A 22,905-nucleotide genomic window follows, 5' to 3' on the forward strand; every position below is an offset into this window, starting at 1 on the left:
ATGAGCAAATACTTCTCTCCTGATGCAACACAACTGCTGCAATCCCGCCGTCGCGTGCTGAGGCTTGGGGCGGTGGCGCCGCTCGCCCTCGGCGGTGGACTGATGGCCGGGCTGACCCGTGCCGCTTTCGCGCAAAGCGCTGCCACTGACTACCGGGCGCTGGTGGGTGTTTTTCTGTTTGGCGGCAATGACGGCAACAATCTCCTGATCCCGCTGGATGCAGCGGGCTTTGGCGACTATCAGCGTGGGCGCGGTCGTCTGGCGCTGGATCGCGGCTCTCTGACTGCCATCAATCCAACCAACACCGGCGGACGCCAGTTTGCGCTGCATCCGTCGATGGGGGCACTGTCGGCGCTGTTTGAAAGCGGTCAATGCGCCGCTGTTGCCAACGTGGGGCCATTGTTGCAGCCATTGACGCGTACGCAATGGCAGAACAACACGGCGCAGACGCCACCCAATCTTTTCTCGCATAGCGACCAGCAGTCGCAATGGCAGACCGGGACGGCTGACAGTTCGATCAAGCTGGGGTGGGGTGGTCGGGTAGCCGACCAGATCGCGTCAATGAACGGCGTGCAGAACGTGGCCACGGCCATTGCGGTCAACGGTCGCAGCAGTTTTCAGCAGGGCGCCACCGTGACGCCGTTTCAAGTGTCATCCTCCGGCAGTTTTGGCTTCGACGCCTATGAGGCCGGGGCCACCGATCCGCTGGCGGTCGGTTTCGGTGAGATGATCAACGTGGCGCGCGGGCACTTGTTCGAGGCGGCATGGAACGAAACGATCAAGCGTGGCATCACTACCCAGCAGGTCTTCCAGCAGGCGCTGAACAGCGGGCCAGCACTGACAACTGTGTTTCCCGGTACCGGTCTGGGTGATCAATTGCGCACGGTAGCACGGCTGATACAGGCGCGCGCCAGCTTTGGCGTGAAGCGGCAGGTGTTCTTCTGCTCAATCGGCGGTTTTGATACGCACGGCATCGACCAGTTGGCGGACCAGGCGGAGCTGCTTGGCATTGTCAGCGATGCAATAGCGGCTTTCTACCGCGCCACGGTCGAGCTGGGCGTTGCCAGCCAGGTCACCTCGTTCACCATGAGCGACTTCGGCCGCGATTTCCCGGCCAATGGCAGTGGCGGGTCGGACCACGGCTGGGGCAGTCACCATGTGGTGGTTGGGGGCGGCGTGGCAGGGCGCAAGCTGTATGGCACCTTCCCGACGCTGCGTGTGGATGGCCCCGATGACACCAGCGGCGGTCGCTGGATCCCGACCACATCAACCGAGCAGTACGCCGCAGCACTCGGTGGTAACTTCTTTGGGTTGACGGCGGCGCAGCTTGCCGACGTATTTCCAAGGCTCAACCGTTTCCCTGCGGGGCCACTGCCGATGTTCTGAGGACTGCAGCCTGCGGGCAGGCACGACGGAGTCGCTAGCATGACAACATGCAATCGGCTCCAGCAACAATTTCAACGGCAGGCGCTCGCGTCGCCATCCCGGCTTTCATCTTCGTCTGGGCAACTGGCTACGTCGTCGCCAAGCTGGCCGCGAAAGACGCCGAAGCGCTGTCGTTCCTGATCGTCCGTTACCTGGGTGTGATGATCATGATGGCGTTGCTGGCGGTGCTTGCCGGTGCCAGGTGGCCCAACAAGCGCGACGCGCTGCATATCGCGGTGGCGGGCGTGATGATTCAGGCGATTTATCTCGGCGGCGTCTGGGTATCCATCCGCATGGGCCTGTCGGCGGGCGTTGCCGCGCTCATTGTCAACTTGCAGCCGGTATTGACCATTTGTCTCGCGCACTGGACGGGAGAGCGAGTCAACGCGCGACAGATCGCCGGTGTTGCCGTGGGTTTTGTGGGCGTGATGATTGTGCTGTACGCCAAACTGGCGGGCGTTTCCGCGCAGTCGCTGGGTTGGCCAACGCTGATCTGCTTTGTAGCGCTGCTGGGGACGACCTTTGGCGTGCTCTACCAGAAGCGCTTCGTGCCGCACTTCGACTTGCGTGCCGGGCAGGCGATTCAGTTCGCCGCAGCGACGGCTGCAACGCTGCCTTTCGCCTGGGCATTCGAGAGTTTCTCGATCCGCTGGACCACCGAAGTCATCATTGCGATGGCGTGGAGCATTCTGGTGCTTTCCGGCGTTGGCATCACGCTGATGTTTTATCTGCTGCGTACGGGTTCGGTGACGCGGCTGACCAGCACCATGTACGTGGTGCCGGGGTTGACCGCGATCCTGGCGTGGCTGATGTTTGACGAGAAACTGGGCGGCAACGTGATCGTCGGCATGGCGGTCACGTTGCTGGGTATTTATCTCGTTGTGGCGCCGTCACGTCGGCGCCCCGAAACCGCTTCTAGTTGACCTTGCAGGCGCCGCTGATGCCCGGTGTATTGGGGATTTCGGCGGTAGCGGGTGGCACCGCCTTGCCGTCGAACAGCATCGGGATCTGGTTGCCGATACCGTAAGCCTTGTCGGCGCGACGGCGTTCATTGAGCGTGCGGAAAATGTTCCATTCTTCATGCGCGCCGTTGCTGACCGTGATCGAGCCTTTCAGCCCGTAGTAGTTTCGGAACGTCTGTTTGGTGACGCGGCCACGCTCAACCTCGCGCTGCAGGTTCTTGTCGGTCTTGATCCGTTCATCAAAATAGGCATCGACCTTCTTCATGTCGGCAACGCCGTCAAAGCCGAAGAAGGCGCCGAAGTCAGACGGGCCGACGAAGTAGACGAAATCGAAGTCCTCGCCCAGACCCTTGACGCCCTCGAGGATGCGGGTCCACATCAGCATGTAGTCGTCGTTGGTGCCGCGGGCGCCCGACGGCAGGCTGAGGTCGGACTCCTTAGTGCCGGGGCTTAATACCCAGACCGAGTCAACACCAAAACGTGCCTCGATCCGATCCTTGGTTTTCTTTGCCACTTCGGTGTTGACATCGAAGAAGCCACCCCCCAGCGTCGATAGCGGCAGGCTCATATACGCGACCGCCTTGCCTTTGGCCCGTGCATCGGCGATCTGCTGGCGGTAGAACTTGATCTTCTCTTCGATGACTGGCTTGAAGTCGTCGTTGACGCAATAGCAGAGCTTGAGGTTCGTGCACTCAGTGCTGTTGGCTGCAAACGGCGAGGTTGAGGCGACCAGCGCGGCAGAAGCGACAAGCAGCTTGAGGGCGGTTTTCAGGCGTCCGTACATGACTATCTCCACAAATTGGGTACGTGTGATGCTAAGCATAAATCGCACCGCATGCACGCATTGCGCACACGCGCCGTGTGACGCCGTGATGTCAGGAGCGCTTCTTGCTGCCGCCGCTGGTGCTACTTTCAGGTTTCTTCTCTTCCGGCTTGTAGTCGCCAAGCGTGCTTTTCAGCGGGCAGACAGAAAACGCCGGGCACTTTTTGCAACCGGCGACGACGGCGATCGGGCATAGTGTCATGGTCAGGCTCCTTCCTCGTGGTGGGCTGCAGCAGCATACTCTTCTGTCTGCGCAGGGGCGGTCCCGTCGCTGAGGAAGCCGCGCAACGCGGCATAGGCAGCGGGCGCGCCAAGCAGTTGCAGGTGGTCAATCCCTGGAAGAACTGCTGTGTGAGACGGCGGAAAGGCCAGCGCCCGGTGGGCGTCCTTGTGCTGCCCCAATGCGCTGGCGAGGGGCACAAGGCCGTCACCCAGCAGTCGCCCCTTCAGGTCGTCAGGTTCGCGCCCAATGGTGCCGCCGATGGCGAAGCAATCGACGTCTGTCGGCAATGGCAGCGGATGAATTGACGATTCGTTGGTTTCGAAACGATTACTGCCATGCCAGTCTTCCTCGCGGACTCTGCCATAGCGCAGATCGGTGATGCCCGCGCTGCGTAGCCGGCCCAGTCGTGCGAGCGGCGCAGCGTAAGGCGTTGAACCAAGCACCGATTCCAGCCAGCGCCCGCCGCGCTCCAGTGGGGCACCGGCATGCGGTGTGCCCAGGAAGACCATTTTGCGCAAACGGCGGCGCCACGTTGACGGTGTTTCCTCGCCGTAGCAGCAGGCACTACGGGCGACCAGTCCGCCCATGCTGTGGGCGACGATGGTGATCGACTCGACCGGTACTGGCCAGGCGGTGACCAGCGCCTCCAGCGCCTGCGAAAGCTGGCGACCGTTGGTGGCAATGTGCAGGCCGGTGTTGTAGCGAAGGTAAACGGCGGTGTAGCCAAGCTCGTTGTGTAGCGCGGCGCCGTGATCATGCGGGCCAGCCTCGCTGCTGCGCTGCCAGCGCAGATCGTTCATGCACAGGCCATGCACCATGATCAGCAGCTTGCCGCTGACGTCGGCGATGCTGTGCCTGATTGCATCTGGCGTTATCTCCAGTCGCCGGCCGCCGACGCGCCACTCCATGTCGATGGCGAGCGGGTTACCGCTTTGCTGCAGGTAGTCACCCATCACGCCATTGACGATGCTCAGGATGCTGTCCCGCCCGCGCACATCAGGCACGTCTCGCAGGGCCGGTGACAGCAGCCGCAGCGCAGCGTCGATGCCAAAGCCAACGCCTCGCGTGATGCCGCGAACGCTGCTATACACGAGGCCGGCAATGCCGCCCGCACGAGCGTCCGGGCTGCCCTTGCGGAGCGGCCGTTTGATGCCGCCGTGCATCGCCTCGACCAGGCTGGTGATGCTGGTTGTCGCGTCAATGGCGAGCTTGCCTACGCCGCGAAGGTCGTCGCCCACGTTACCCGTGCGGTGCGGGGCGGACGGGTCAGGACGAATGCCTGCTGTCATCAGTTGTCTCCAGCGGCGCGTCAACAGGCGCCGCAGGAGACAACTTACTCATTTGCCGTAGAGCGACCTAGCTAATTGCGCGCCTTGCGCCAGCGCATTGAGCTTGGCCCGCGCAATGCCACGGTCCATCGGCGCCATGCCGCAGTTGGTGCACGGGATCAGCTTGTCGCGTGGCACGAATTCGAGCGCCTTGCCGATGGTGTCAGCAACCTCCTGCGGCGTTTCAATCGCATCGCTCGCGACATCGATGACGCCGACCATGACCGTCTTGCCTTTCAGCAGCGCCATCAGATGCATCGGCACTTTCGCGTGCATGCACTCAAGCGAAATCTGGTCAATGCGGCTGGCCGCGAGTGCCGGGAAGATTTCCTCGTATTGCCGCCACTCGCTGCCAAGTGTCTCCTTCCAGTCGAGATTGGCCTTGATGCCATAGCCGTAGCAGATGTGAACGGCCGTCGTGCAGGTCAGCCCTTCGATGCAGCGGTGCAGGGCGTCAATACCCCAGCGCTTGACGTCGTCCATGTACACATTGAACGCTGGTTCGTCGAACTGAACCACGTCCACGCCATCGGCCTGCAACGCGCGCGCTTCCTGGTTGAGCAGTTCGGCGAAGGCCATCGCCAGCTTCACCTTGTCACCGTAGTAATTGTCCGACAACGTATCGATGATGGTCATCGGGCCGGGCATGGTGATCTTGATCTTGTGGGTGCTGTGAGCGCGCATCAATTGTGCTTCGCGCTGATGCACTCGCCCTTTCAGCTTGAGCGGGCCAACCACCACCGGCACCATCGCGTCATAGCGGTTGTTACGGATGCCCATCTTCACCTTGTGTTCGAAGTCGATGCCTTCGACGTATTCGAGAAAGCCGTGCACGAAGTGCTGCCGGGACTGTTCGCCGTCAGTGATGATGTCAACGCCGGCGTCCTCCTGCTCCTTGATCCAGAGCAGGGTGGCGTCGCGCTTGGCAGCGTCGAGCTCGTCGCCCTGTGCCCGCCATTGAGGCCACAGCTTGTTGGTCTCGGACAGCCAGGCCGGCTTTGGCAGGCTGCCTGCGATGGAGGTGGGGAAGAGGGCGTGGGTCATGGTGAATCCTGGCTGGTCGTGCTGGTTTCGGTTGATGCAAGTTGAATGTTTGCCTGGGAATTTTCAGTGGTGCGCGGGCGCTGGCGTCGCGAGTCGTGCTTTCAGAAAGCCACCCGTGCCGTAGCGGGTGACGCGGCTGTAGTAACGGGCGGTGAGGCGGTTCACCATCGCGGCATAGGGGTCGACCAGCTCTGGCGCGATGCTGAAGTGATCGTAGTTGACCACGGCGGCGACGCGCGCTTGCTGACCGCCGAGCCTTGCTTCAACACTACGCTCAATGGCATCAATCTGCGCCGGTGCGTTGATCGAAAGCCCGCTGAAGTCGATATAGAGCGTGTTGTGCGCCGTGTCGAGGTCGAAGCGGTCGGCCAGTGGTGTGGCGAGAATGCGCTCGCGCAGACCGAGCGATGCCTCGTTGAACAGCGCCGTCTCCATCATTGCCACGTTGGCAGCATGCTGCGGCTGGAACGCCATCCTGGCGAGAACGTCGCGTTCGAGTTCGATGCCCGGTGCCAGTTCGACCAGTTCAAGTCCCGGCTTGCCGCCACCCGCATCGATCAGCCGGAAAACGGCACGTTCGGTGACATAGAGCACGGGCTGTCCACGACGCAGCGCCTCGGCGCCACTGAAGGTTCGGTGTTCCACGCCAGCCACGAACTTGCCGGTGCTGCCGTCCTGAACGATGTTCAAGCTGCCATCGCCCACCTTCACCCGCAGATCGCCCGCCATGAAGGTGCCGACAAAAACCACGGCCTTGGCGTTCTGGCTGATGTTGATGAAGCCGCCGGCGCCGGCCAGCTTGGGGCCAAATTTGCTGACATTGACGTTGCCTTCGGCGTCCACCTCCGCCATGCCCAGCACCGCCACGTCCAGCCCGCCGCCGTCGTAGAAATCAAACTGATACGGCTGGTCGATGACCGCCTGGGTGTTGACGGCCGCACCGAAGTTGAGGCCACCAGCCGGGACACCGCCGATCACGCCGGGTTCAGCTGTGAGCGTGATCAGGTCAATAATGCGTTCTTCGGCCGCCACCGCCGCGACGCCTTCCGGCATGCCGATGCCGAGGTTCACCACGTTGTGCGCACGCAGCTCCAGCGCGGCGCGGCGCGCGATCAGTTTGCGCAGATTCAGCGCCTGCACCGGCGCATCATCCATCGGCACCCGAATCTCGCCGGCGAACGCAGCGCTGTACGGTTCAACGAAGGTTTGCATGTGATGCGCAGGGTCGGTGGCGACGACGACCGCATCCACCAGCACCCCAGGCACCTTCACCTGACGCGGGTTCAGCGAGCCACGCTCGGCCACACGCTCTACCTGGGCGATCACCACACCGCCGGAATTGCGTGCGGCCATCGCTATCGCCAGCGCCTCCAGCGTCAGCGCTTCGCGCTCCATGGTGAGGTTGCCGTCGGCATCAGCGGTGGTCGCGCGAATGATGCCAACGGAGATCGGAAACGCCTTGTAGAACAGGTAGTCCGTGCCGTCGATCGGCATCAGCCGCACCAGCTCCTCGGTGGTCCGGGCATTGACCTTGCCGCCGCCGTGGCGTGGGTCAACAAAGGTGCCAAGCCCCACGCGCGTGAGCGAGCCCGGTTTGCCAGCGGCAATATCGCGGAACAGATGGGTGATCACGCCTTGCGGCAGGTTGTAGGCTTCGATCTCGCCCGCCGTCGCCAGCGCCTGCAGTTTGGGCACCAGCCCCCAGTGCCCGCCAATCACCCGATTCAGCAGCCCCCGGTGACCCAGATGATTGAGCCCGCGGTGCTTGCCGTCGCCTTGCCCGGCGGCATAGACCAGTGTCAGGTCACGCGGCGCCTGTTCGCTTTCGAAGCGCTTCTCCAGCGCAATCGCGATCTCCTCCGCGAAGCCGATGCCCACAAAGCCGCCGGTGGCGACGGTGTCGCCCGAATGAATCAGACGGACCGCTTCATCGGCAGAGACCAGCTTGGACTTGTGGGCAGCAGCGCGCGCAGCGCCGTGCGCGTTCAGGGGCGCGGGCATCGATCAATTCCTCCTGATGGCGATGATAGTCGCCAGCCGGATCACTGACTGCCGGATTAGCCCGCAGCGGCGAGAAATTCTCCCGCGCGGCTTTAACCTTCGCCGTGCACCACCATCACTGGCACTGGCGAATGCGCAAGCACACGCTGGGTCACGCTGCCCAGCAGCAGGCGGTCGATCTTGCCGCGGCCGTGAGTGCCCATCACGATCAGGTCTGCGCCGGCGGACTCTGCGGCTTCGACCACGCCACGCCAGATGGTGTTTGACTCGGCGATGCGTGATTCAAACGGCAGCTCCGCAGCCTCAACTTCGGCGCGAACACCGGCGATGGCTTCGGCAGCGGCTGCATTGGCCGCTGCCAGATACTCGGCGAGACCTTCGGCGAAGCCCTCGCCAAAGCCCGCGTAGGGGTAAACATGAATCACGTGAATGACGGTCAATCGCGCTTTGACAGCCTGCGCAAAGCGGATGGCAGAGCGTGCTGCCTGCATGGCGATGGTTGAACCGTCAACGGGTACGAGAATGTGCTTGAACATGATGTCTGCCTGAACAAGGGCGTGATGACGATGGCCGCAATGTCGCACGGGTTGGCTCGCGGCGCACCGCAACCGTGCCTTGAGCTTGACGGTCATCAATCCTGATCTTGCCTGGCGCCGGCGGTACGGTCAATGCAATCGTCATTTCCTGTGCGCGGCGAGCGAGCCGCGCATCGCCGCGCTGGATCAAGCGTCCGCCTGATTGGGGCTGCCACGCATGACGGCGAAAGGCTTGGGTGGCATACTTGTTTTTCGATGGATCGGCGCGAGCCGATGGCGTGACCAATAAAAATCCGGCACGTCACACGGGGTGGGTTTGACGGGCAGGTGCGCGCTGGCGCACCGGGAGGTGATGGTGAAATTGACGATGGGTGATTTGCCGAACGAACGCGGGCCTTGCCCGCGGGCGGGCGTGGGGCCATGGCGAGCGACGCTGGCAGCGACTTTGTGCGCGCTGTGCGTCATGGGCTTGGGGGCCAGCGATGCTCATGCGCAGGCGGGTGCGGCAGTGGTGATGCCACGCTGCACCGTGTTGCTGCCCCCGGACACCGTTCGCACGGTTGCCGGCAACGGTTTTACGGCGCAGCCGCAGCGGCAGCGCGAAGAGCACGTCACGGATTGTGCCTGGGCCAAAGGGGACAGCGCGACGATCACGCTGCAATGGTTTGATCGCGCGGCAATCCAGTCGAGCTCGGTGACGCGTACGCTGGAAGGCTACGCCGACATGCTGCTGACCGCTGGCGAAGAAGTGGCTGGTAAAAAGCGCGACGCCGTTACCGGCATGGGTGGACGCGCCGCGACCGTACAGGGCAGCACTCAGGTGATGCTTGTCGTGCAACGGCCCGATGGCGTGGTGCGGGCGCTGGCTGGCGGCCTGACCAACAAGCAAATCCTGGCGCTGGCGAAAGCGCTGAGCGGCAACGCCTGAGTTGCCGCCGACTGCGTTGGCGGGAGGGCAAGGTTGGCCTGTCCGTCCACCCCACGCGTCGTGAGGGGGCTTATGGCTCTTTTCCGAAAAGCTTATTCACACTGGGCTTGAAGCCCAATTTGGTCAATTATCGACTTAGGCGCGAATGGCGCTGACGGCCCATTGTGGACGTCAATCCATCAAAAAGCTGCTGCCGATTGGCCAATCGATCCGGCGTGCCTAGCGCTTGAGTTCAACGCGAACGGTGACCGGCGCCTCCGACTCGTTGCTCCACATCCAGCACCAGTCAAAGTTGAAGGTCGGGCTGAAGCGGCCATTGAGCTCGCGCGTCATGAAGCTGCGGGTGGCGTAGATCACCTCGCTCCCGGAATGGCGGTGAATGTCGAACGTCAACGGGCCATTGGCCGTGAAGCGCCATTCCACCGGCAGCCGTGGCTCGATGGTGCCGCAAACTTCCGCGGCCTTGCCCGGCTGGATCGCCACCATGTGCTCAAAGGTGTCGGCGGGGGACCACTTGATGTCCACGGCGTGGGCGGGGGCTGCCAGGCTCAGGGCCGTCGCAACGCCAATGGCGCTGATCGCCGCCAGCGCGCGCGACGTCTTTGCAAAGGTGGATTGGACAGCGTTCATGGCGGTGCTCCGGAAATCAGAAAGGGTGCCTAGTAGACGTATCGTAGCGCCGAATGCGACATAGCCGACTGCTCGGCGAGCGGCTGGTGTCGCCTCCGCTGTGGCTTTTTGGTGCATCGGCTGTGCTCTGCAGCATCCTTTTGCCCAACCGATGCTGATTTGGTGGTTGTTCAGATACGATATGAACATTGACAAAAATAAATATGTCAATGGTTTTGGTATCGAGGGAAACGCGCCAAAGCGCCACAACAACAATGACGTACGCGGCAGAAGAGCAGGCAACCACCCGCGAAAGCGGGGCGGTGGAAGTCATGGACGCAGTTTTTCGCAAGACCATACTTGGCTACAACGAGTCTGAGCATCATCATGTGCTCAGTCGCCCGCAACTGAGGCGCCTGCTGGATCTGATTGATGGCGAGCAGGGGCTGGACGCGCTGCTGCCCCATTTTCGGCCAGCCGAACTGGGCGAGCTCGTCAGCGAGTTGCTCAATCTGGGGCTGATTGAGCCGGTATCACTATCCGAGTTGCCGGGCGCCACGGCGCTGGAAAGCGTCGACGCGATGCAGCGGTCGCTGACGCCGATGCAGTTCGAGGCTGCCCGCCGTGCTGCCATGCATGCCACGATGGAGCTGCTCGGCGACGATGCGCGCCCCTTTATTGCCGGCCTGATCCATTGCCAGGATTCGGCGATGCTGCGCGACGCCATCGATGGCATCAAGGCCGCCGTCACCGAGCGCTGCAGCGCCGGCGCTGCCAAACTGCTGGTGGAGACTGTCCGCGCCGCAGCGCGGCTCGACCACTGATCTCGACGGCCGACCGACCTTAGAGCATTTCCAGCGGGGTACGCCGCGTTGGCGCCGGGAAGGCAGCGTCCAGCGCTTTCAGCGTTGACGGTTCGAGCCGCAAATCCAGCGCCCCCAGGTTTTCGTCCAGCCGGGCGATATGCGTTGTCTTCGGGATCACGATTACGTCCGGCTGATTCATCAGCCACGCAATCGCCAGCTGCGCTGGAGAGACGCCGACGTCGCGCGCGATGGCCTTCAGTTTGTGCGAATCCAGCAGTCGCGCCTGCCCGACGGGTGAATACGCCATGGTCGGGATACTGCGCTCCCGCTGCCACGGCAACAGCGAGAACTCGACACCGCGCCTTGAGAGGTTGTAGAGCACCTGATTGGTGGCGACGCCGTCACCGCCGGCGGTAAGCAGCGCCTGCATGTCGGCAACGTCAAAATTTGATACGCCCCAGGCGCGAATCTTCCCCTGCGCTTTCAGCAGTTCAAAAGCGGCCACCGTGTCCTCAAGCGGATGCTCGCCTGGCCAGTGCAGCAGATAGCAATCGAGGCATTCAGTGCCCAGCCGTTTGAGGCTGCGCTCGCAGGCGGCAATAGTGCCGCGCTTCGACGCATTGTGCGGATAAACCTTGCTGACCAGATAAAGCTGTTCGCGCGGCACGCCGGCGTCGCGCATGGCCTGGCCGATAACGGATTCGGCGCCGCCCTCGCCATACATCTCCGCTGTGTCGATCAGCGTAACGCCGCGCTCGATGGCGGCACGGATCAGTGCAACCTCGGCCGCCGCCACCTCGGTTTGCTCGCCCATGCGCCAGGTACCAATACCAAATCGTGGCATCGCGCCGCCGCAGGGAAGCGGCGTAACAGAAATGTGCATTGCGACCTCATTTGCATTGGCGGGAGAGGCGCAATGTTAGGCTGGTTCTCAGCCGGCATGAGGCCACAGAAGCACGGCAGCACCGTAGCGAGGCACCTTGACGATGACTACTGATACTCGATCTTCACGTCTGGACGCAAACGCCCGATCGCGGCGAGCATGTTGTTCACGTCATCCGCTTCGTATCCCGACGGGGAGACCCGCGCCAGTTCCTTGTGTGATGAATCAAAAAAGAACAGCCAAGGGATCGACACGCGCACCGGTGCGCTGCTGCCGCCGATGTGTGCGTTGTTCGCCTTGGCAACGATGACGGAGAGCTTCTCCCGCGGAATCGACTGCGCGTTGAATGGCTGTGTGATCTTGACGCTGCCGTCGCGGTAAAGGGTCATCGCGAACCGGGTGAAAGCGCGGCGCAGCAAATACATCACGCCGAGCGGAATGAACAGCAACGGCCAGAACAGCAGAACCTTCGGGTTTTTGCCCACTTCGCTGATGGTCATCGGAATCACGATCAGCGGGAACGAGAACACCACGTACATGATGCCCTGGATGACGCCAGGCAATGGCAGTCCACTCTGGTTTTTGATGTGCAGTTCGATCGGCTTGTCCTGTTCCACGGTATCGACTCCTTGTACTGAGGTGGATACTGTGGATTACGGCGTGTCGCGCCAAACTCGGACATCGTGCCAATCGCTCGCGCGGCGGGCGCGGATATATCAGCGCGCCTTCGCAAACTCCTTGCTCAGGGCAGCGTCGAATTCAATATCGATCTTTGGGCCGCCTTGCGCTGAGGCGTCGTGCGTCCACTTGCCGGCCAGGCGTTGCGGCGAGTTGGCGGTCAGCTTCATCGTCTCCGGTTGCGCGGTGCCGGACGCCTGCACGCGCTGGCCGTTGCCCACGAACCAGAAGTTCAGCCGCGGCCCAGCGTCGAAGTCCACGGTCATGCCGCTTTCCAGCTTGTTCGATGCGCAGGACAGCGTGGCGCAGCCCTTGATGTGGCTGGCCAGATCAACGTCGGACAGGATCAATTGCCGCATAGGCTTCCCGCTCATGTCATCCGGCCCCTTGACCAGAAAAGCGTACTTCACGTTGACCACCACCGGACCGGACTTCGCGGCGTGGTTCAGTGTGCCTTTTGCAGGCTCGGCCGACAGTGACGGGCTGACGCCCAGCAGCGAGGCCAATAGCAGCCACTTGAGGCAAGGGGAGCAAAGCATGGAGATCTCCGTCTGATGCAATGAAGACACCACGAAAGACGCGATTGCTGGCGAGAGCACGCCAGCCTTGCCTTAAGCCTTGGGGCGGGTAACCGTTCCGCAGCAACCGAGCGGGACGCGCTCGAACTGGCTCAAATGTCGTAGCGCTTGTGAACGCGGTTGAAAGTGCGGCCCTGCGAACGCGGATCGCCGTCTTCGACCCGATAAGTCACAAAGCCCATCTTGCCGTAGTAGGCCAGGCCACCCGTGTTGTCGACACGGATGGATGCATTGATCGTCGTAAAGCCGTACTGCGCGGCTGCCGCACGCGTATGCGCGAAGAGTGCACCGCCGACGCCGGATTTCTGCCGCGACCGGCTCGCGAAAGTCGCAATGTCCACCCAGCCTTCCTGCAGATCGCCGTATCGGCTCAGGGACTGAAAGCCCAGAATCTCCCCATTCGCGTTGATCGCCAAGAAGCAGGACACGACGTCCGCGCCAGAGATGAACCACTCGCGCATTTCGTCCACTGACAACTCGCTGGTGATCGCGGTGGTCCCACCGATGCGGATGATTTCGTTGAGCAGAGCGCGCATGGGTTCGGCATCGCTGTCGAGCGCGGGTCGGATCAGGCGTGATTCAGTCGGGGCATCCATGCGGCGGATGGTATCGCCGTAGGGCGGGACGCTAGCGGTCCCGCCGAACGCGGTCGCCGGGGAGCCCAGCGCCCAACGCCAAGTCATTCGCCAACGGTGTCGCCCAAGGTATCTCCACCCGCCCAATCGTCGGCATAAACCCCACGATCAACCCACCGATGAAACGTCGAATGTGGCCAATCGGCCGGGCGCCCAACGTGACCATGCTTCACCGGGTTGTAGTGAACGTAGTCGAAATGGCGAGCGAAATCCCGTTCATCGCGGATGAGATGCTCCCAGAATCGGCGTTGCCACATGCCACGCTCGCCGTTTACTGCGCGCGTCTCCGAGCGTCTTTCGGTCGGAGGAATCGCGCGGTTGAAGCGAATCTTGATGGCACGAATGCGGGCCGAAAAGTCAGAGTCACCCGGCGGCAGCGTGAGCATCATGTGCATGTGCTCGGGCAACACCACCCAGGCGTCGATGCGGAAAGGCCGCTCCTGTTTCGTGACACGCACGGCGCTGCGTAACGCGTCGATGTTGTCAACGAGCAGACGATTGCCCCGCCGTTCCAGCAGCGTCACCGTGAAGAAGTACGAACCACCCGGAACGAACAGACGACGATAGTCAGGCATGTCCAAGTGTAGGGCGGGACGCTTGCGGTCCCGCCGTGTGCCGTTGCCGAAGGCTGTTTAGTCGATTAGGAGGTGTGCAACCGCGTTCGGCGGAACCGCAAGCGTTCCGCCCTACGGCACTAAATCGCTCTAATCTTTGACATGATTGCCGGCTGCGCGATCCACTGGCGAAAGAGCATTCGCAACGAAGCATCCAAGTACTTGCACGCGGTCGTGACGTCAACGAGATACTGCGATTGTGATTCCAAGCGCCCCCCGTTTCCATGCGCGATGTTGCTCCGCAGGCTGTAAAGCCTTGTCCAGAGTTGATCTGTACGCAATTTGTCCGGAATTTTTGGAAAGAAGTCTTTCGCCTGAAGTGGTGTCTCTGAAATTGAATTTACGAGATCGAACTTGCGTTTGATTTGCCTCGTTATTGACTCCGTGGGATCCGTGGGTTTGGGTTGATGTGCAAGTAGCCCCTCGATAAGCGCCATCAATGCAGAAAAGCGAAAGCTTGACCAAATCGGGATCGATAGCACGTCAACGTACTGCCGAATCAGATCGAGAACTTGCTCGGCTTCTTCGGCTTCTTCTCCAACGTGAGCAAGCAAATTAACCAGCCCCTTCATGTCCGCGTCGGATATTCTTTTATTGCGTTGTCCGCCACTGCGAAACTCGCGATTGCTCAGCCCTACTAAGGAATCTGCCGCTCCCAAAGTGTTGAAAGTTAGGACAAATTTTGGACCGATTTTCTTCACAGGTGTAGAAAAAACCAATGGCTCAACAAGTATCAATGCCAATAGCTGTAGCAAATCGATTTGTCGTTGCTCAGTTGTTTCCAGTACAACGTATCGTCGGGGCTTCCTCTTCCGTTGAAAGCGGAAGCTACCCGGAGTTCCGTTAGAAATCCAATCACCGAACCAAGTGTGCTGCCGATCAATTCGGCTTTGTCCAAGCAACGCGTCCGCTACTTGGTCGAGGACCATCGTCTCTAGGTCCGTGGCGTAACGCAGCAAGCCAATTTCGCCAAGTTGGAATTCTCGACGATCCGGCAAATCGACCGAGTTTGCGCAAACCATCATATGCACTTCCACCGAAACTCCTCGCTAGATGCACGTCTGAAGCACGTAGGGCGGAACGCTCGCGGTTCCGCCTTGTGCCATTGCCGAAGGCTATTCAACGCGGTGGCTAACTATGCCACCGCATCCGGCGGGACCGCAAGCGTCCCGCCCTACCACGCTAGCCTGCCACCTGCGGATTCCGCAACCGCACGTGCAACTCCCGCAACTGCTTTTCTGTAACAGGCGTTGGCGCATCAACCATCAAGTCCTGCCCACGTTGCGTTTTCGGGAAGGCGATCACGTCGCGGATTGATTCGGCTTCGCACATCATGGTGACGATGCGGTCGAGACCGAAGGCGATGCCGGCGTGCGGCGGGGCGCCAAACTGCAGCGCGTCGAGCAGGAAGCCGAACTTGGCGCGCTGGTCTTCTTCGCTGATGCCGAGTGTGGCGAACTGCTTGGCCTGCAGCTCGGGGCGATGGATACGCACTGAACCACCGCCGAGTTCCCAGCCGTTCATGGCGACGTCGTAGGCCTTCGCAAGCACCTGTGACGGGTCGGTGTCGAGCAGGGGCCAGTGGTCGTCCTTCGGGCTGGTGAACGGGTGATGCGCGGCGACGTAGCGCTTGTTCTCTTCGTCGTACTCATAGCACGGGAAGTCCACCACCCAGCACGGCTTGAAGCCCTTTTCGAAAAAGCCGAGCTCGGCACCGTGCTGATGGCCGATCTTGGCGCGCAGTGCGCCGATGGCGTCGTTGACGACCTTCTTGCGGTCGGCGCCGAAGAAGATGATGTCGCCGTTCTGCGCACCGCTGCGCTCGATGATTGCCTTCAGCGAATCAGGCGTCAGGAACTTGACGACCGGGCTCTGCAGGCCTTCGTCGTTGAGCTTGGTGACGTCATTGACCTTGATCCAGGCCAGACCCTTGGCACCGTAGATTGCGACGAAGGCCGTGTAGTCGTCGATCTCCTTGCGCGACAGCTTGGCGCCGCCCGGCACGCGCAGCGCGACCACGCGACCGTCCTTGAGGTCGGCCGCACCACGGAAGACCTTGAAGTCCACCGTCTTCATGACGTCGGTCAGCTCGGTGAACTCGAGCTTGACGCGCAGGTCGGGCTTGTCGCTGCCGTACTTGCCCATCGCCTCAGCGTACGGCAGGCGCGGGAAGTCGGGCAGGTCGACGCCGAGACCTTTCTTCCACAGGAACTTGATCAGGCCTTCCATCATGTCCTGTACGTCGTACTCGGTCATGAACGAGGTCTCGATATCGATCTGCGTGAACTCGGGTTGACGATCAGCACGCAAGTCTTCGTCGCGGAAGCACTTGACGATCTGGTAGTAGCGGTCGAAGCCGGCCACCATCAAGAGCTGCTTGAACAGCTGTGGCGATTGCGGCAGCGCATAGAACTGGCCGTCATGGATGCGCGACGGCACCAGGAACTCGCGCGCGCCCTCGGGCGTGCTCTTGTACAGGAACGGCGTCTCGATATCGACGAAGCCGCGTTCGTTCAGGTATTCGCGCGCAGCGGCCGACACCTTGGCGCGCAGCAGCAGGTTCTTCGCCATCTGCGGGCGGCGCAGGTCGAGGTAGCGGTACTTCAGGCGCACCTCTTCGTTGACGTTGTCCTCGTCCATCATGAACGGCGGCGTCTGCGCGGCGTTGTAGATCTCGATCTCGTGAGCGAACACTTCGATGCCGCCGGAGACCATGTCCTTGTTCTCGGTGCCGGCGGGCCGTGCACGCACTTTGCCGGTAACGCGGATGCAGTATTCGTTGCGCAGCGTTTCGGCGAGTTTGAAGGCTTCGGGGCGGTCCGGGTCGATCACGATCTGGGCGATGCCCTCGCGATCACGCAGGTCAACGAAGATCACGCCGCCGTGGTCGCGGCGACGGTGCACCCAGCCGGTGAGGGTGACGATTTGTTCGAGGTATTTCTGGTCGACGAGACCGGTGTAGGTAGTACGCATGGTTTTTCTCGGTAGCAGTATTTGGTGTTTGCCAGCCTTCAGCGGGGTGCGCAATCAACGTCAACGCGAAGCACGCGGAACGCAAACGGCAAGGCAAAGAATCGGGAACGGTGTACTGCCGAGCTACCGGGTGGCCGGGGTACTGGCAGTGTCGGCGGCTGGCTCATATGACACAGGCGCCGCCGACCTGGTCACGCGTTGGTATTACCTTGATTGGGAGGCGGGGCGGCCAGCGCCGACTGGTTGGCCTCGGCCCAGCGGGCCAGCTCGCCATTGGCGCGCGGCGGCGGCGCGGCGACGCCCATCGAGATGATGTACTTGAGCGCCTGATCGACGCTCATGTCCAGCTCCTGCACGCGCGACTTCGGCAGCAGCAGCATGTAGCCACCGGTCGGGTTTGGCGTGGTGGGGATGTAGACCGCAACGTGCTCTTCGCCAAGCTTGTCATGCAGCTCGCCCTGCACCTTGTTGGTCAGGAAGGCGATGGAGTGCGCGCCAGGATGCGGAAACTCGATCAGCACCGCCTTGTTGAAGGCCTGCCCGTTTTCCGACAGCACCGGGTCGGTCAACTGCTTGACGCTTTTGTAGATGCCGCCGACGACCGGGATGCGGTTCACCATGCCGTCCCAGGCTTTGCCGAGCTGCTTGCCAAACACATTGCTGGCGATGGCACCGGTGACGAACAGCAGCAGGAAGGAGATCACGATGCCGAAGCCTGGAATCGTTTCACCACGGAAGGTGGGGCGATAGGCGTCAGGCAGCAGGTGTGAGGTGGCGTCCAGCGTGGTGACGAGGAAATGCAGCACCCAGATCGTGATCCCGATCGGTGCCCAGACGAGAAGCCCGGCGAGGAGGTACTTCTTGATCATGCTGCGCTGCTGTTTCCGGTCAAATTATTGGTTGTCAGTGCGCTGCGACTACTCGGCTGGCGTCGCGCAGGCGCCGCAGGCACCGGCGCCACAGGCGGGCGCAGCGGATTCGGCGGGCTTGCTCTCAGCCTCTTTTTTACTCTCGGCCGGCTTGCTGCCGCCACCTTTGAAATCGGTGGCGTACCAGCCGGTGCCCTTCAGCGCGAAGCCGGCGGCGGAAATCTTCTTGAAATACTTGCCGCTGCCACAGGCCGGGCACGCAGCGATTGGCGCGTCGGCGAGCTTTTGCATGTGCTCGTTTTGGGCGCCACACTCAGGACAGGCGTATTCGTAGATGGGCATGTTCGTGAATCCGATAGCAACCGGGCTGCGGCGGACGCCGCTAAACCATTGATTATACGGGGACAAGCGCTATTTTTGTGCGGCGCGGCACATCTCAAGCCGCAGCGGCATTGAAGTGTTGCAGGCGCGTACAAAAGCCGGCTGTCACGACGTTTTCGGCGGCAATGCAGACCCAAAGGGGGCCTCTTGCGACCAGTCGCGGGGACGTAGCCGCCAGTCGCGGAGGCCAGCCTTTGCGGCGCCCCCATCTACCCGTATCATGACTGCAATGACGGAGAGATAAGACATGGCACTGCAATACCTCTGGTGGATCGCCGCCGCCATCCTGGTTGGCGTGGAAATGATGACAGGTACGTTCTACCTGTTGATTGTGGCGCTGGCCTGCGTCGCCGGTGGCATCGCCGCTGTCGCTGGCCTCGACGTTGGCTGGCAATGGGGGGTAGCGGCGGTCGTGGAAGTGGTTGGCACGCTGGCGGTGAACCGCTGGAAGCGCAGCCACATGTCGAAACCGCGACTGTCGAACAATCTGGACGTCGGTCAGCGGGTGAGCGTGCTTGAGTGGCGCGATGACGGCACCGCACGGGTCGCCTACCGAGGCACCCACTGGGACGCGGTGCTTGATTCGGCGAGCACCCCGCGACGCGAACAGATGGTCATTGTCGACATGCGCGGGGCGCAACTGGTGTTGGGCCCGCTGCCGGCCTGATCGACAGCCAACCGCAAACGGGGGATTGACGGCACGATGGCCGAACAGAAGAAACCACCGGGCGAGGACCCGCTGAAGCGCCTCCTGCTGGAGGCCGGGGCGGAGATGGATGCCCGGTTGCGCGACTGGATTGCCAAGTCCTCAGGCAAACCTGGCATCACCAGGACCCGTGCCAGTACCGGCCAGCCATCGGGCTTTCCCGCGCCTTCAGGGCAGCGTGATCCGGGCAATGCGGAAAGCGATAGCAGCGCGCAGCGCAAGGCGTTCGAGGCAAAGCTGCGCAAATGGATCCTGTGGGGTGTATTCGGCTTCCTTCCTGCCTACAGCGTCGGCAAGTACTTTTTCAACCAATTCATCGTCGGTGTGAAGTGGAAGCCACGAACCGACTTTCAGGAATTCGGCGGTATCAACGGCCAGGATTTCAGCGACGTCATCACAAGTGTCATTAGTGGATTTTTTGGGGAGATCACCATGAGTGGTTTTATGAGTTCCATCGTCCCGCTGGCGATTTTCATCGTCGGCATCATTTTCGTCATCAAGGCCATCCGTGTGGTGCCGCAGCAGCGTGCGCTGGTGGTGGAGCGGCTCGGCCGCTTCGACCGCGTGCTGGAGCCGGGGCTGCGCTTCACCATCCCGTTCATTGACCGCGTGTCCTCCCGGCACGACCTGCGCGAAGTGCCGCTCGACGTGCCAAGCCAGGTGTGCATCACCAAGGACAACACGCAGTTGCAGGTGGACGGCATCCTGTACTTTCAGGTGACGGACCCGAAGCTCGCCACCTATGGCTCGTCCAATTACATCGTCGCCATCACGCAGCTCGCCCAGACCACGCTGCGCAGCGTGGTCGGCAAGTTGGAGCTGGACAAGACGTTTGAAGAGCGCGACATGATCAATCACGCTGTCGTCTCGGCGCTTGATCAGGCCGCAATGAACTGGGGCGTCAAGGTGCTGCGCTACGAGATCAAGGATCTGACGCCGCCGAAGGAAATCCTGCACGCGATGCAGGCGCAGATCACGGCCGAGCGTGAGAAGCGTGCGCTGATTGCGGCATCCGAAGGCCGCAAGCAGGAGCAGATCAACATCGCGATGGGCCAGAAAGAAGCCGCGATTGCCAAGTCGGAAGGCGACAAGATCTCTGACATCAATCAGGCGCAGGGCGAAGCCGCTGCGATCCTGGCCAAGGCCGAGGCCAATGCCGAGGCGATCCGCAAGATTGCGATGGCGATTGGCTCGGAAGGTGGCCTGCAGGCGGTGAATCTGAAGGTCGCCGAGCAGTACGTCGCGGCGCTGTCGAACATCGCCCGTACCGGCAACACCATCGTGGTGCCGCAGAACCTGACCGACATCGCTGGTCTGGTGACCACCGCCACCAGCGTACTCAAAGCGCAGCCGAAGTAAGCAGGGGACGAGGCATCATGAAATTTCAGCCGAAAACACTTTTGCGCCCGCTGCTCGCTGCCGGCGCGCTGGTCGGCCTGGCGGCAGTTTCGGGCTGCGGTGACATTTCGATCACTTTTGGCGACGGGCCATCTGTCAAGGGCAGCGGCGTCAGCGCCAGCGAGTCCCGCGCTGTGGCGCACTTTGAAGCGATCGAGGCGACCGGCACTGGCAAGCTGAAGTTGCGCATCGGTGACACCGATTCACTCAAGGTCACGGCCGACGACAACATCCTGCCGCTGATCAAGACCGAAGTCCGCGACGGCGTGCTGGTGCTGTCAACGGAGGGCGGCTACACACCAAAGAGCAACTTGTTGTTCGAGGTGACGGCGAAAACGGTCAAGCGGATCGAGAACTCGGGGACTGTCTCCATTGACGCCAGCGGCTTCAATGGCGGCGAATTCAAGCTCGAAACTTCTGGCGTGGGCAGCGCGACGCTCGCTGGCAAAGTCGATTCGCTGAAACTGGCGCTGTCCGGTGTTGGCAGTGTCGACGCCGAAGGTCTGGCGGCAGATCGCGTGGTGGCCGAGATGTCTGGCGTCGGCAGCGGCAGCGTGCGTGCCGAAAAGTCGCTGAAAGCAGATGTCAGCGGCGTCGGCAGCCTGACCTGGAAGGGCGGTGCCACCGACGTGTCAACCAATGTGAGCGGAATCGGCCGCGTTTCGAAGGGCTGATCGGGGCTGACCGGCCCGGTCATGCGCCATATCGCGCTACTGGTGTTGCTGGTGGCGGCTGCGGCCGCCTGCTATGCCGTTGGCTTTCGCAAGGGGTTCGTCCTGCTTGCGGTGCTTGGCGGCGTTCTGGAGTTTGTCTTCTGGGTTCGGCTGCTGCGCGGCGTGCCCCGGTGAGGTGCAACCGGCGCCTTCGAGCGACGTGCTGAGCCACCGACCACCTGATCAGCTTTTCGATGAATCCATCATCTGATAAGGGCTCAGGCGGTCTTTAGTCAAAAGTCGACTTAAGGCGAATTGCTCGGTCAGCCCTTATCAAACCTTCATTTCAGGCCAAAGCTGTCGTTGCAAACGATGCGGTCGGCCGTTGCGTCGAAGCCGCTGCGTTAGCCTCCGTCATCAGCCTGCACGCTGCGGGTTGGAGACAAGGATGACCGTGAATCTGGCTGACTTTTCCGCTGAGGCGCTCTCCCGCGCCTTCCGCCGTCGTGAGGCATCTCCCGTTAACGCCGCGACTGCCGTGTTCACCCGCCTGGACCAGTGGCAACCAAAGATCAACGCCTTCTGCTTCGAGGATCGCGAGCGCACGCTGGCCGATGCACGCGCCAGCGAGGCGCGCTGGCAGGCGGGGGCACCGCTGTCGCCGCTTGACGGGGTGCCGATTTCGATCAAGGATCTGATCCTGACCAAAGGCTGGCCGACGCGGCGAGGTTCGCGCACCGTCGACCCCGCGCAGCTGTGGAACGATGACGCACCCAGCGTTGCGCGCTGCCGCGAAGCGGGCTTGGTCATCATCGGCAAGACCACGACGCCGGAGTTCGGCATCAAGGGCACCACCGACAACACACTGACTGGGATCACGCGCAACCCTTGGAACGTCGAACGAACCTCGGGTGGATCGTCCGGCGGCAGCGCGGCGGCGGTGGCGGCGGGCATCGGGCCATTGTCGATTGGCACGGATGGCGCTGGCAGCGTGCGCATCCCGGCGGCGTTCTGTGGTGGTTTCGGGCTCAAGCCGTCATTTGGCCGCGTACCGGCGTGGCCGCTGTCGCCGTTCGGTACCGTGGCGCACCTCGGGCCGCACACCCGCACGGTGACCGATGCGGCGATGCTGATGAACGTGATCTCGCGTCCCGATGCGCGCGACTGGACGTCCTTGCCATTTGACGCTCGTGACTACACGGTGGGACTGAACGATGGCATCCGTGGTCTGCGTGTGGCGTTCAGCCCGAAGCTTGGCTATGTGACCAAAGTGCATCCGGCAGTCGCCGCCGCCGTCCGCCGCTCGGCGGAAAAGCTCGCCGAACTGGGCGCCCACGTGGAGGAGGTCGATCCCGGTTTCAACAATCCGCTCGAAATCACCATGAAGCTCTGGTTCATCGGCTCCGCCACGCTCTACGGCGGCATGACGGCCGAGCAGCAGGCGCTGGTCGATCCGGCGCTCGCCGCACAGGCAGCGGCGGGTGCCCGCGTGACCGTGCCCGAACTGCAGGCCTTGACCAAACGGCGCGGCGAGTTGGGCATCCTGATGCGCAAGTTCCACGAGCGCTACGACCTGCTGGTCACGCCGGGCGTCTCGGTGCCCGCGTTCAAGGCGCGGGCGTCAAACGAATGGGATACACCGATCGAGCAGTTTCTCGACTGGACGCCGTTCTCCTACCCGTTCAATCTCACGCAGCAGCCCGCCTGCGTCTGCCCCTGTGGCTTTGACGACGACGGCCTGCCGCTCGCCACGCAGATTGTCGGCCCGATGCACGGCGACGCACTGGTGCTGCGGGCGGCACGGGCGCTGGAGTCGGCGCAGCCGTGGGCGACAATGGCGCCTCTTTCCTGA

26 protein-coding genes are annotated in these 22,905 nt (G+C 62.1%); 9 read left to right on the top strand and 17 right to left on the bottom strand.

Annotated elements, in window-relative coordinates:
- Entirely contained in the window at nt 1-1,386 is a 1,386-nt protein-coding gene (locus tag FKL89_RS09140) for a DUF1501 domain-containing protein (protein ID WP_156862460.1), read from the top strand.
- A gap of 47 nt (nt 1,387-1,433) precedes the next feature.
- The gene (locus FKL89_RS09145; protein WP_156862461.1) at nt 1,434-2,348 is read left to right on the top strand and encodes a DMT family transporter; all 915 of its coding nucleotides are present in this window, start codon (nt 1,434-1,436) and stop codon (nt 2,346-2,348) included.
- Here the strand turns inward: FKL89_RS09145 and FKL89_RS09150 are convergent.
- From FKL89_RS09150 to FKL89_RS09170, 6 genes are all read right to left on the bottom strand, one after another.
- Complete coding sequence (locus tag FKL89_RS09150; protein ID WP_156862462.1) at nt 2,341-3,171, bottom strand: hypothetical protein; 831 nt, start codon at nt 3,169-3,171, stop codon at nt 2,341-2,343. The genes FKL89_RS09145 and FKL89_RS09150 overlap by 8 nt on opposite strands.
- Nucleotides 3,172-3,262: 91 nt before the next feature.
- Nucleotides 3,263-3,412: a hypothetical protein gene (locus FKL89_RS20225; RefSeq protein ID WP_170293816.1), complete on the bottom strand. Its 150-nt coding sequence runs from the start codon at nt 3,410-3,412 to the stop codon at nt 3,263-3,265.
- A 2-nt stretch (nt 3,413-3,414) separates the two neighbouring features.
- Nucleotides 3,415-4,722 carry an esterase/lipase family protein gene (locus FKL89_RS09155; protein WP_156862463.1) on the bottom strand — a complete coding sequence of 436 codons (1,308 nt, stop codon included), beginning with the start codon at nt 4,720-4,722 and terminating at the stop codon, nt 3,415-3,417.
- 48 nt (nt 4,723-4,770) lie between these two features.
- The gene (locus FKL89_RS09160; RefSeq protein ID WP_156862464.1) at nt 4,771-5,805 is read right to left on the bottom strand and encodes a methionine synthase; all 1,035 of its coding nucleotides are present in this window, start codon (nt 5,803-5,805) and stop codon (nt 4,771-4,773) included.
- Between the two features lie 63 nt (nt 5,806-5,868).
- The gene (locus FKL89_RS09165; protein ID WP_156862465.1) at nt 5,869-7,806 is read right to left on the bottom strand and encodes an acyl CoA:acetate/3-ketoacid CoA transferase; all 1,938 of its coding nucleotides are present in this window, start codon (nt 7,804-7,806) and stop codon (nt 5,869-5,871) included.
- A gap of 92 nt (nt 7,807-7,898) precedes the next feature.
- Nucleotides 7,899-8,342, bottom strand: a complete 444-nt coding sequence (locus tag FKL89_RS09170) for a universal stress protein (RefSeq protein ID WP_156862466.1) — start codon at nt 8,340-8,342, stop codon at nt 7,899-7,901.
- A gap of 352 nt (nt 8,343-8,694) precedes the next feature.
- On the opposite strand from FKL89_RS09170, the gene FKL89_RS09175 reads away from it, so the two are divergent.
- Entirely contained in the window at nt 8,695-9,270 is a 576-nt protein-coding gene (locus FKL89_RS09175; RefSeq protein ID WP_238363564.1) for a hypothetical protein, read from the top strand.
- Nucleotides 9,271-9,489: 219 nt separating this feature from the next.
- Here the strand turns inward: FKL89_RS09175 and FKL89_RS09180 are convergent, their stop codons facing one another.
- The gene (locus tag FKL89_RS09180; protein WP_156862468.1) at nt 9,490-9,900 is read right to left on the bottom strand and encodes a hypothetical protein; all 411 of its coding nucleotides are present in this window, start codon (nt 9,898-9,900) and stop codon (nt 9,490-9,492) included.
- Nucleotides 9,901-9,916: 16 nt separating this feature from the next.
- On the bottom strand, nt 9,917-10,213 hold the full coding sequence (locus FKL89_RS09185) for a hypothetical protein (protein WP_156862469.1): 297 nt from the start codon (nt 10,211-10,213) through the stop codon (nt 9,917-9,919).
- Here FKL89_RS09185 and FKL89_RS09190 point away from each other — a divergent pair.
- A complete protein-coding gene (locus tag FKL89_RS09190) occupies nt 10,212-10,703 on the top strand; it encodes a hypothetical protein (RefSeq protein ID WP_156862470.1) in 492 nt (163 codons plus the stop codon). The genes FKL89_RS09185 and FKL89_RS09190 overlap by 2 nt on opposite strands.
- A 19-nt stretch (nt 10,704-10,722) precedes the next feature.
- Here the strand turns inward: FKL89_RS09190 and FKL89_RS09195 are convergent, their stop codons facing one another.
- From FKL89_RS09195 to FKL89_RS09235, 9 genes are all read right to left on the bottom strand, one after another.
- The gene (locus tag FKL89_RS09195; RefSeq protein WP_156862471.1) at nt 10,723-11,568 is read right to left on the bottom strand and encodes an aldo/keto reductase; all 846 of its coding nucleotides are present in this window, start codon (nt 11,566-11,568) and stop codon (nt 10,723-10,725) included.
- Between the two features lie 107 nt (nt 11,569-11,675).
- Nucleotides 11,676-12,185, bottom strand: coding sequence for a hypothetical protein (locus FKL89_RS09200; protein ID WP_156862472.1), 510 nt, complete (start codon nt 12,183-12,185; stop codon nt 11,676-11,678).
- A 99-nt stretch (nt 12,186-12,284) separates the two neighbouring features.
- Nucleotides 12,285-12,785 carry a hypothetical protein gene (locus FKL89_RS09205; RefSeq protein ID WP_156862473.1) on the bottom strand — a complete coding sequence of 167 codons (501 nt, stop codon included), beginning with the start codon at nt 12,783-12,785 and terminating at the stop codon, nt 12,285-12,287.
- A gap of 131 nt (nt 12,786-12,916) precedes the next feature.
- A complete protein-coding gene (locus FKL89_RS09210; protein WP_156862474.1) occupies nt 12,917-13,420 on the bottom strand; it encodes a GNAT family N-acetyltransferase in 504 nt (167 codons plus the stop codon).
- Between the two features lie 83 nt (nt 13,421-13,503).
- Nucleotides 13,504-14,034: an REP-associated tyrosine transposase gene (locus FKL89_RS09215; RefSeq protein WP_156862475.1), complete on the bottom strand. Its 531-nt coding sequence runs from the start codon at nt 14,032-14,034 to the stop codon at nt 13,504-13,506.
- A gap of 119 nt (nt 14,035-14,153) precedes the next feature.
- The gene (locus tag FKL89_RS09220) at nt 14,154-15,110 is read right to left on the bottom strand and encodes a HEPN domain-containing protein (RefSeq protein ID WP_156862476.1); all 957 of its coding nucleotides are present in this window, start codon (nt 15,108-15,110) and stop codon (nt 14,154-14,156) included.
- Nucleotides 15,111-15,255: 145 nt separating this feature from the next.
- On the bottom strand, nt 15,256-17,046 hold the full coding sequence (gene aspS / locus FKL89_RS09225) for an aspartate--tRNA ligase (RefSeq protein ID WP_156862477.1): 1,791 nt from the start codon (nt 17,044-17,046) through the stop codon (nt 15,256-15,258).
- Between the two features lie 191 nt (nt 17,047-17,237).
- On the bottom strand, nt 17,238-17,915 hold the full coding sequence (locus FKL89_RS09230) for a DUF502 domain-containing protein (RefSeq protein WP_337786233.1): 678 nt from the start codon (nt 17,913-17,915) through the stop codon (nt 17,238-17,240).
- A gap of 48 nt (nt 17,916-17,963) precedes the next feature.
- Nucleotides 17,964-18,257, bottom strand: coding sequence for an FmdB family zinc ribbon protein (locus FKL89_RS09235; RefSeq protein ID WP_156862478.1), 294 nt, complete (start codon nt 18,255-18,257; stop codon nt 17,964-17,966).
- A gap of 286 nt (nt 18,258-18,543) precedes the next feature.
- Between FKL89_RS09235 and FKL89_RS09240 the strand changes: the two genes are divergently transcribed.
- From FKL89_RS09240 to FKL89_RS09260, 5 genes are all read left to right on the top strand, one after another.
- Nucleotides 18,544-18,963 carry an NfeD family protein gene (locus FKL89_RS09240; protein WP_156862479.1) on the top strand — a complete coding sequence of 140 codons (420 nt, stop codon included), beginning with the start codon at nt 18,544-18,546 and terminating at the stop codon, nt 18,961-18,963.
- Nucleotides 18,964-19,434: 471 nt separating this feature from the next.
- The gene (locus FKL89_RS09245) at nt 19,435-20,361 is read left to right on the top strand and encodes an SPFH domain-containing protein (RefSeq protein WP_395707424.1); all 927 of its coding nucleotides are present in this window, start codon (nt 19,435-19,437) and stop codon (nt 20,359-20,361) included.
- Between the two features lie 17 nt (nt 20,362-20,378).
- Nucleotides 20,379-21,074, top strand: coding sequence for a head GIN domain-containing protein (locus tag FKL89_RS09250; protein ID WP_156862480.1), 696 nt, complete (start codon nt 20,379-20,381; stop codon nt 21,072-21,074).
- A 21-nt stretch (nt 21,075-21,095) separates the two neighbouring features.
- The gene (locus tag FKL89_RS09255) at nt 21,096-21,248 is read left to right on the top strand and encodes a hypothetical protein (protein WP_156862481.1); all 153 of its coding nucleotides are present in this window, start codon (nt 21,096-21,098) and stop codon (nt 21,246-21,248) included.
- 253 nt (nt 21,249-21,501) lie between these two features.
- A complete protein-coding gene (locus tag FKL89_RS09260) occupies nt 21,502-22,905 on the top strand; it encodes an amidase (RefSeq protein ID WP_156862482.1) in 1,404 nt (467 codons plus the stop codon).

The sequence above is a fragment of the Casimicrobium huifangae genome (genome assembly GCF_009746125.1).
Taxonomy (GTDB): domain Bacteria; phylum Pseudomonadota; class Gammaproteobacteria; order Burkholderiales; family Casimicrobiaceae; genus Casimicrobium; species Casimicrobium huifangae.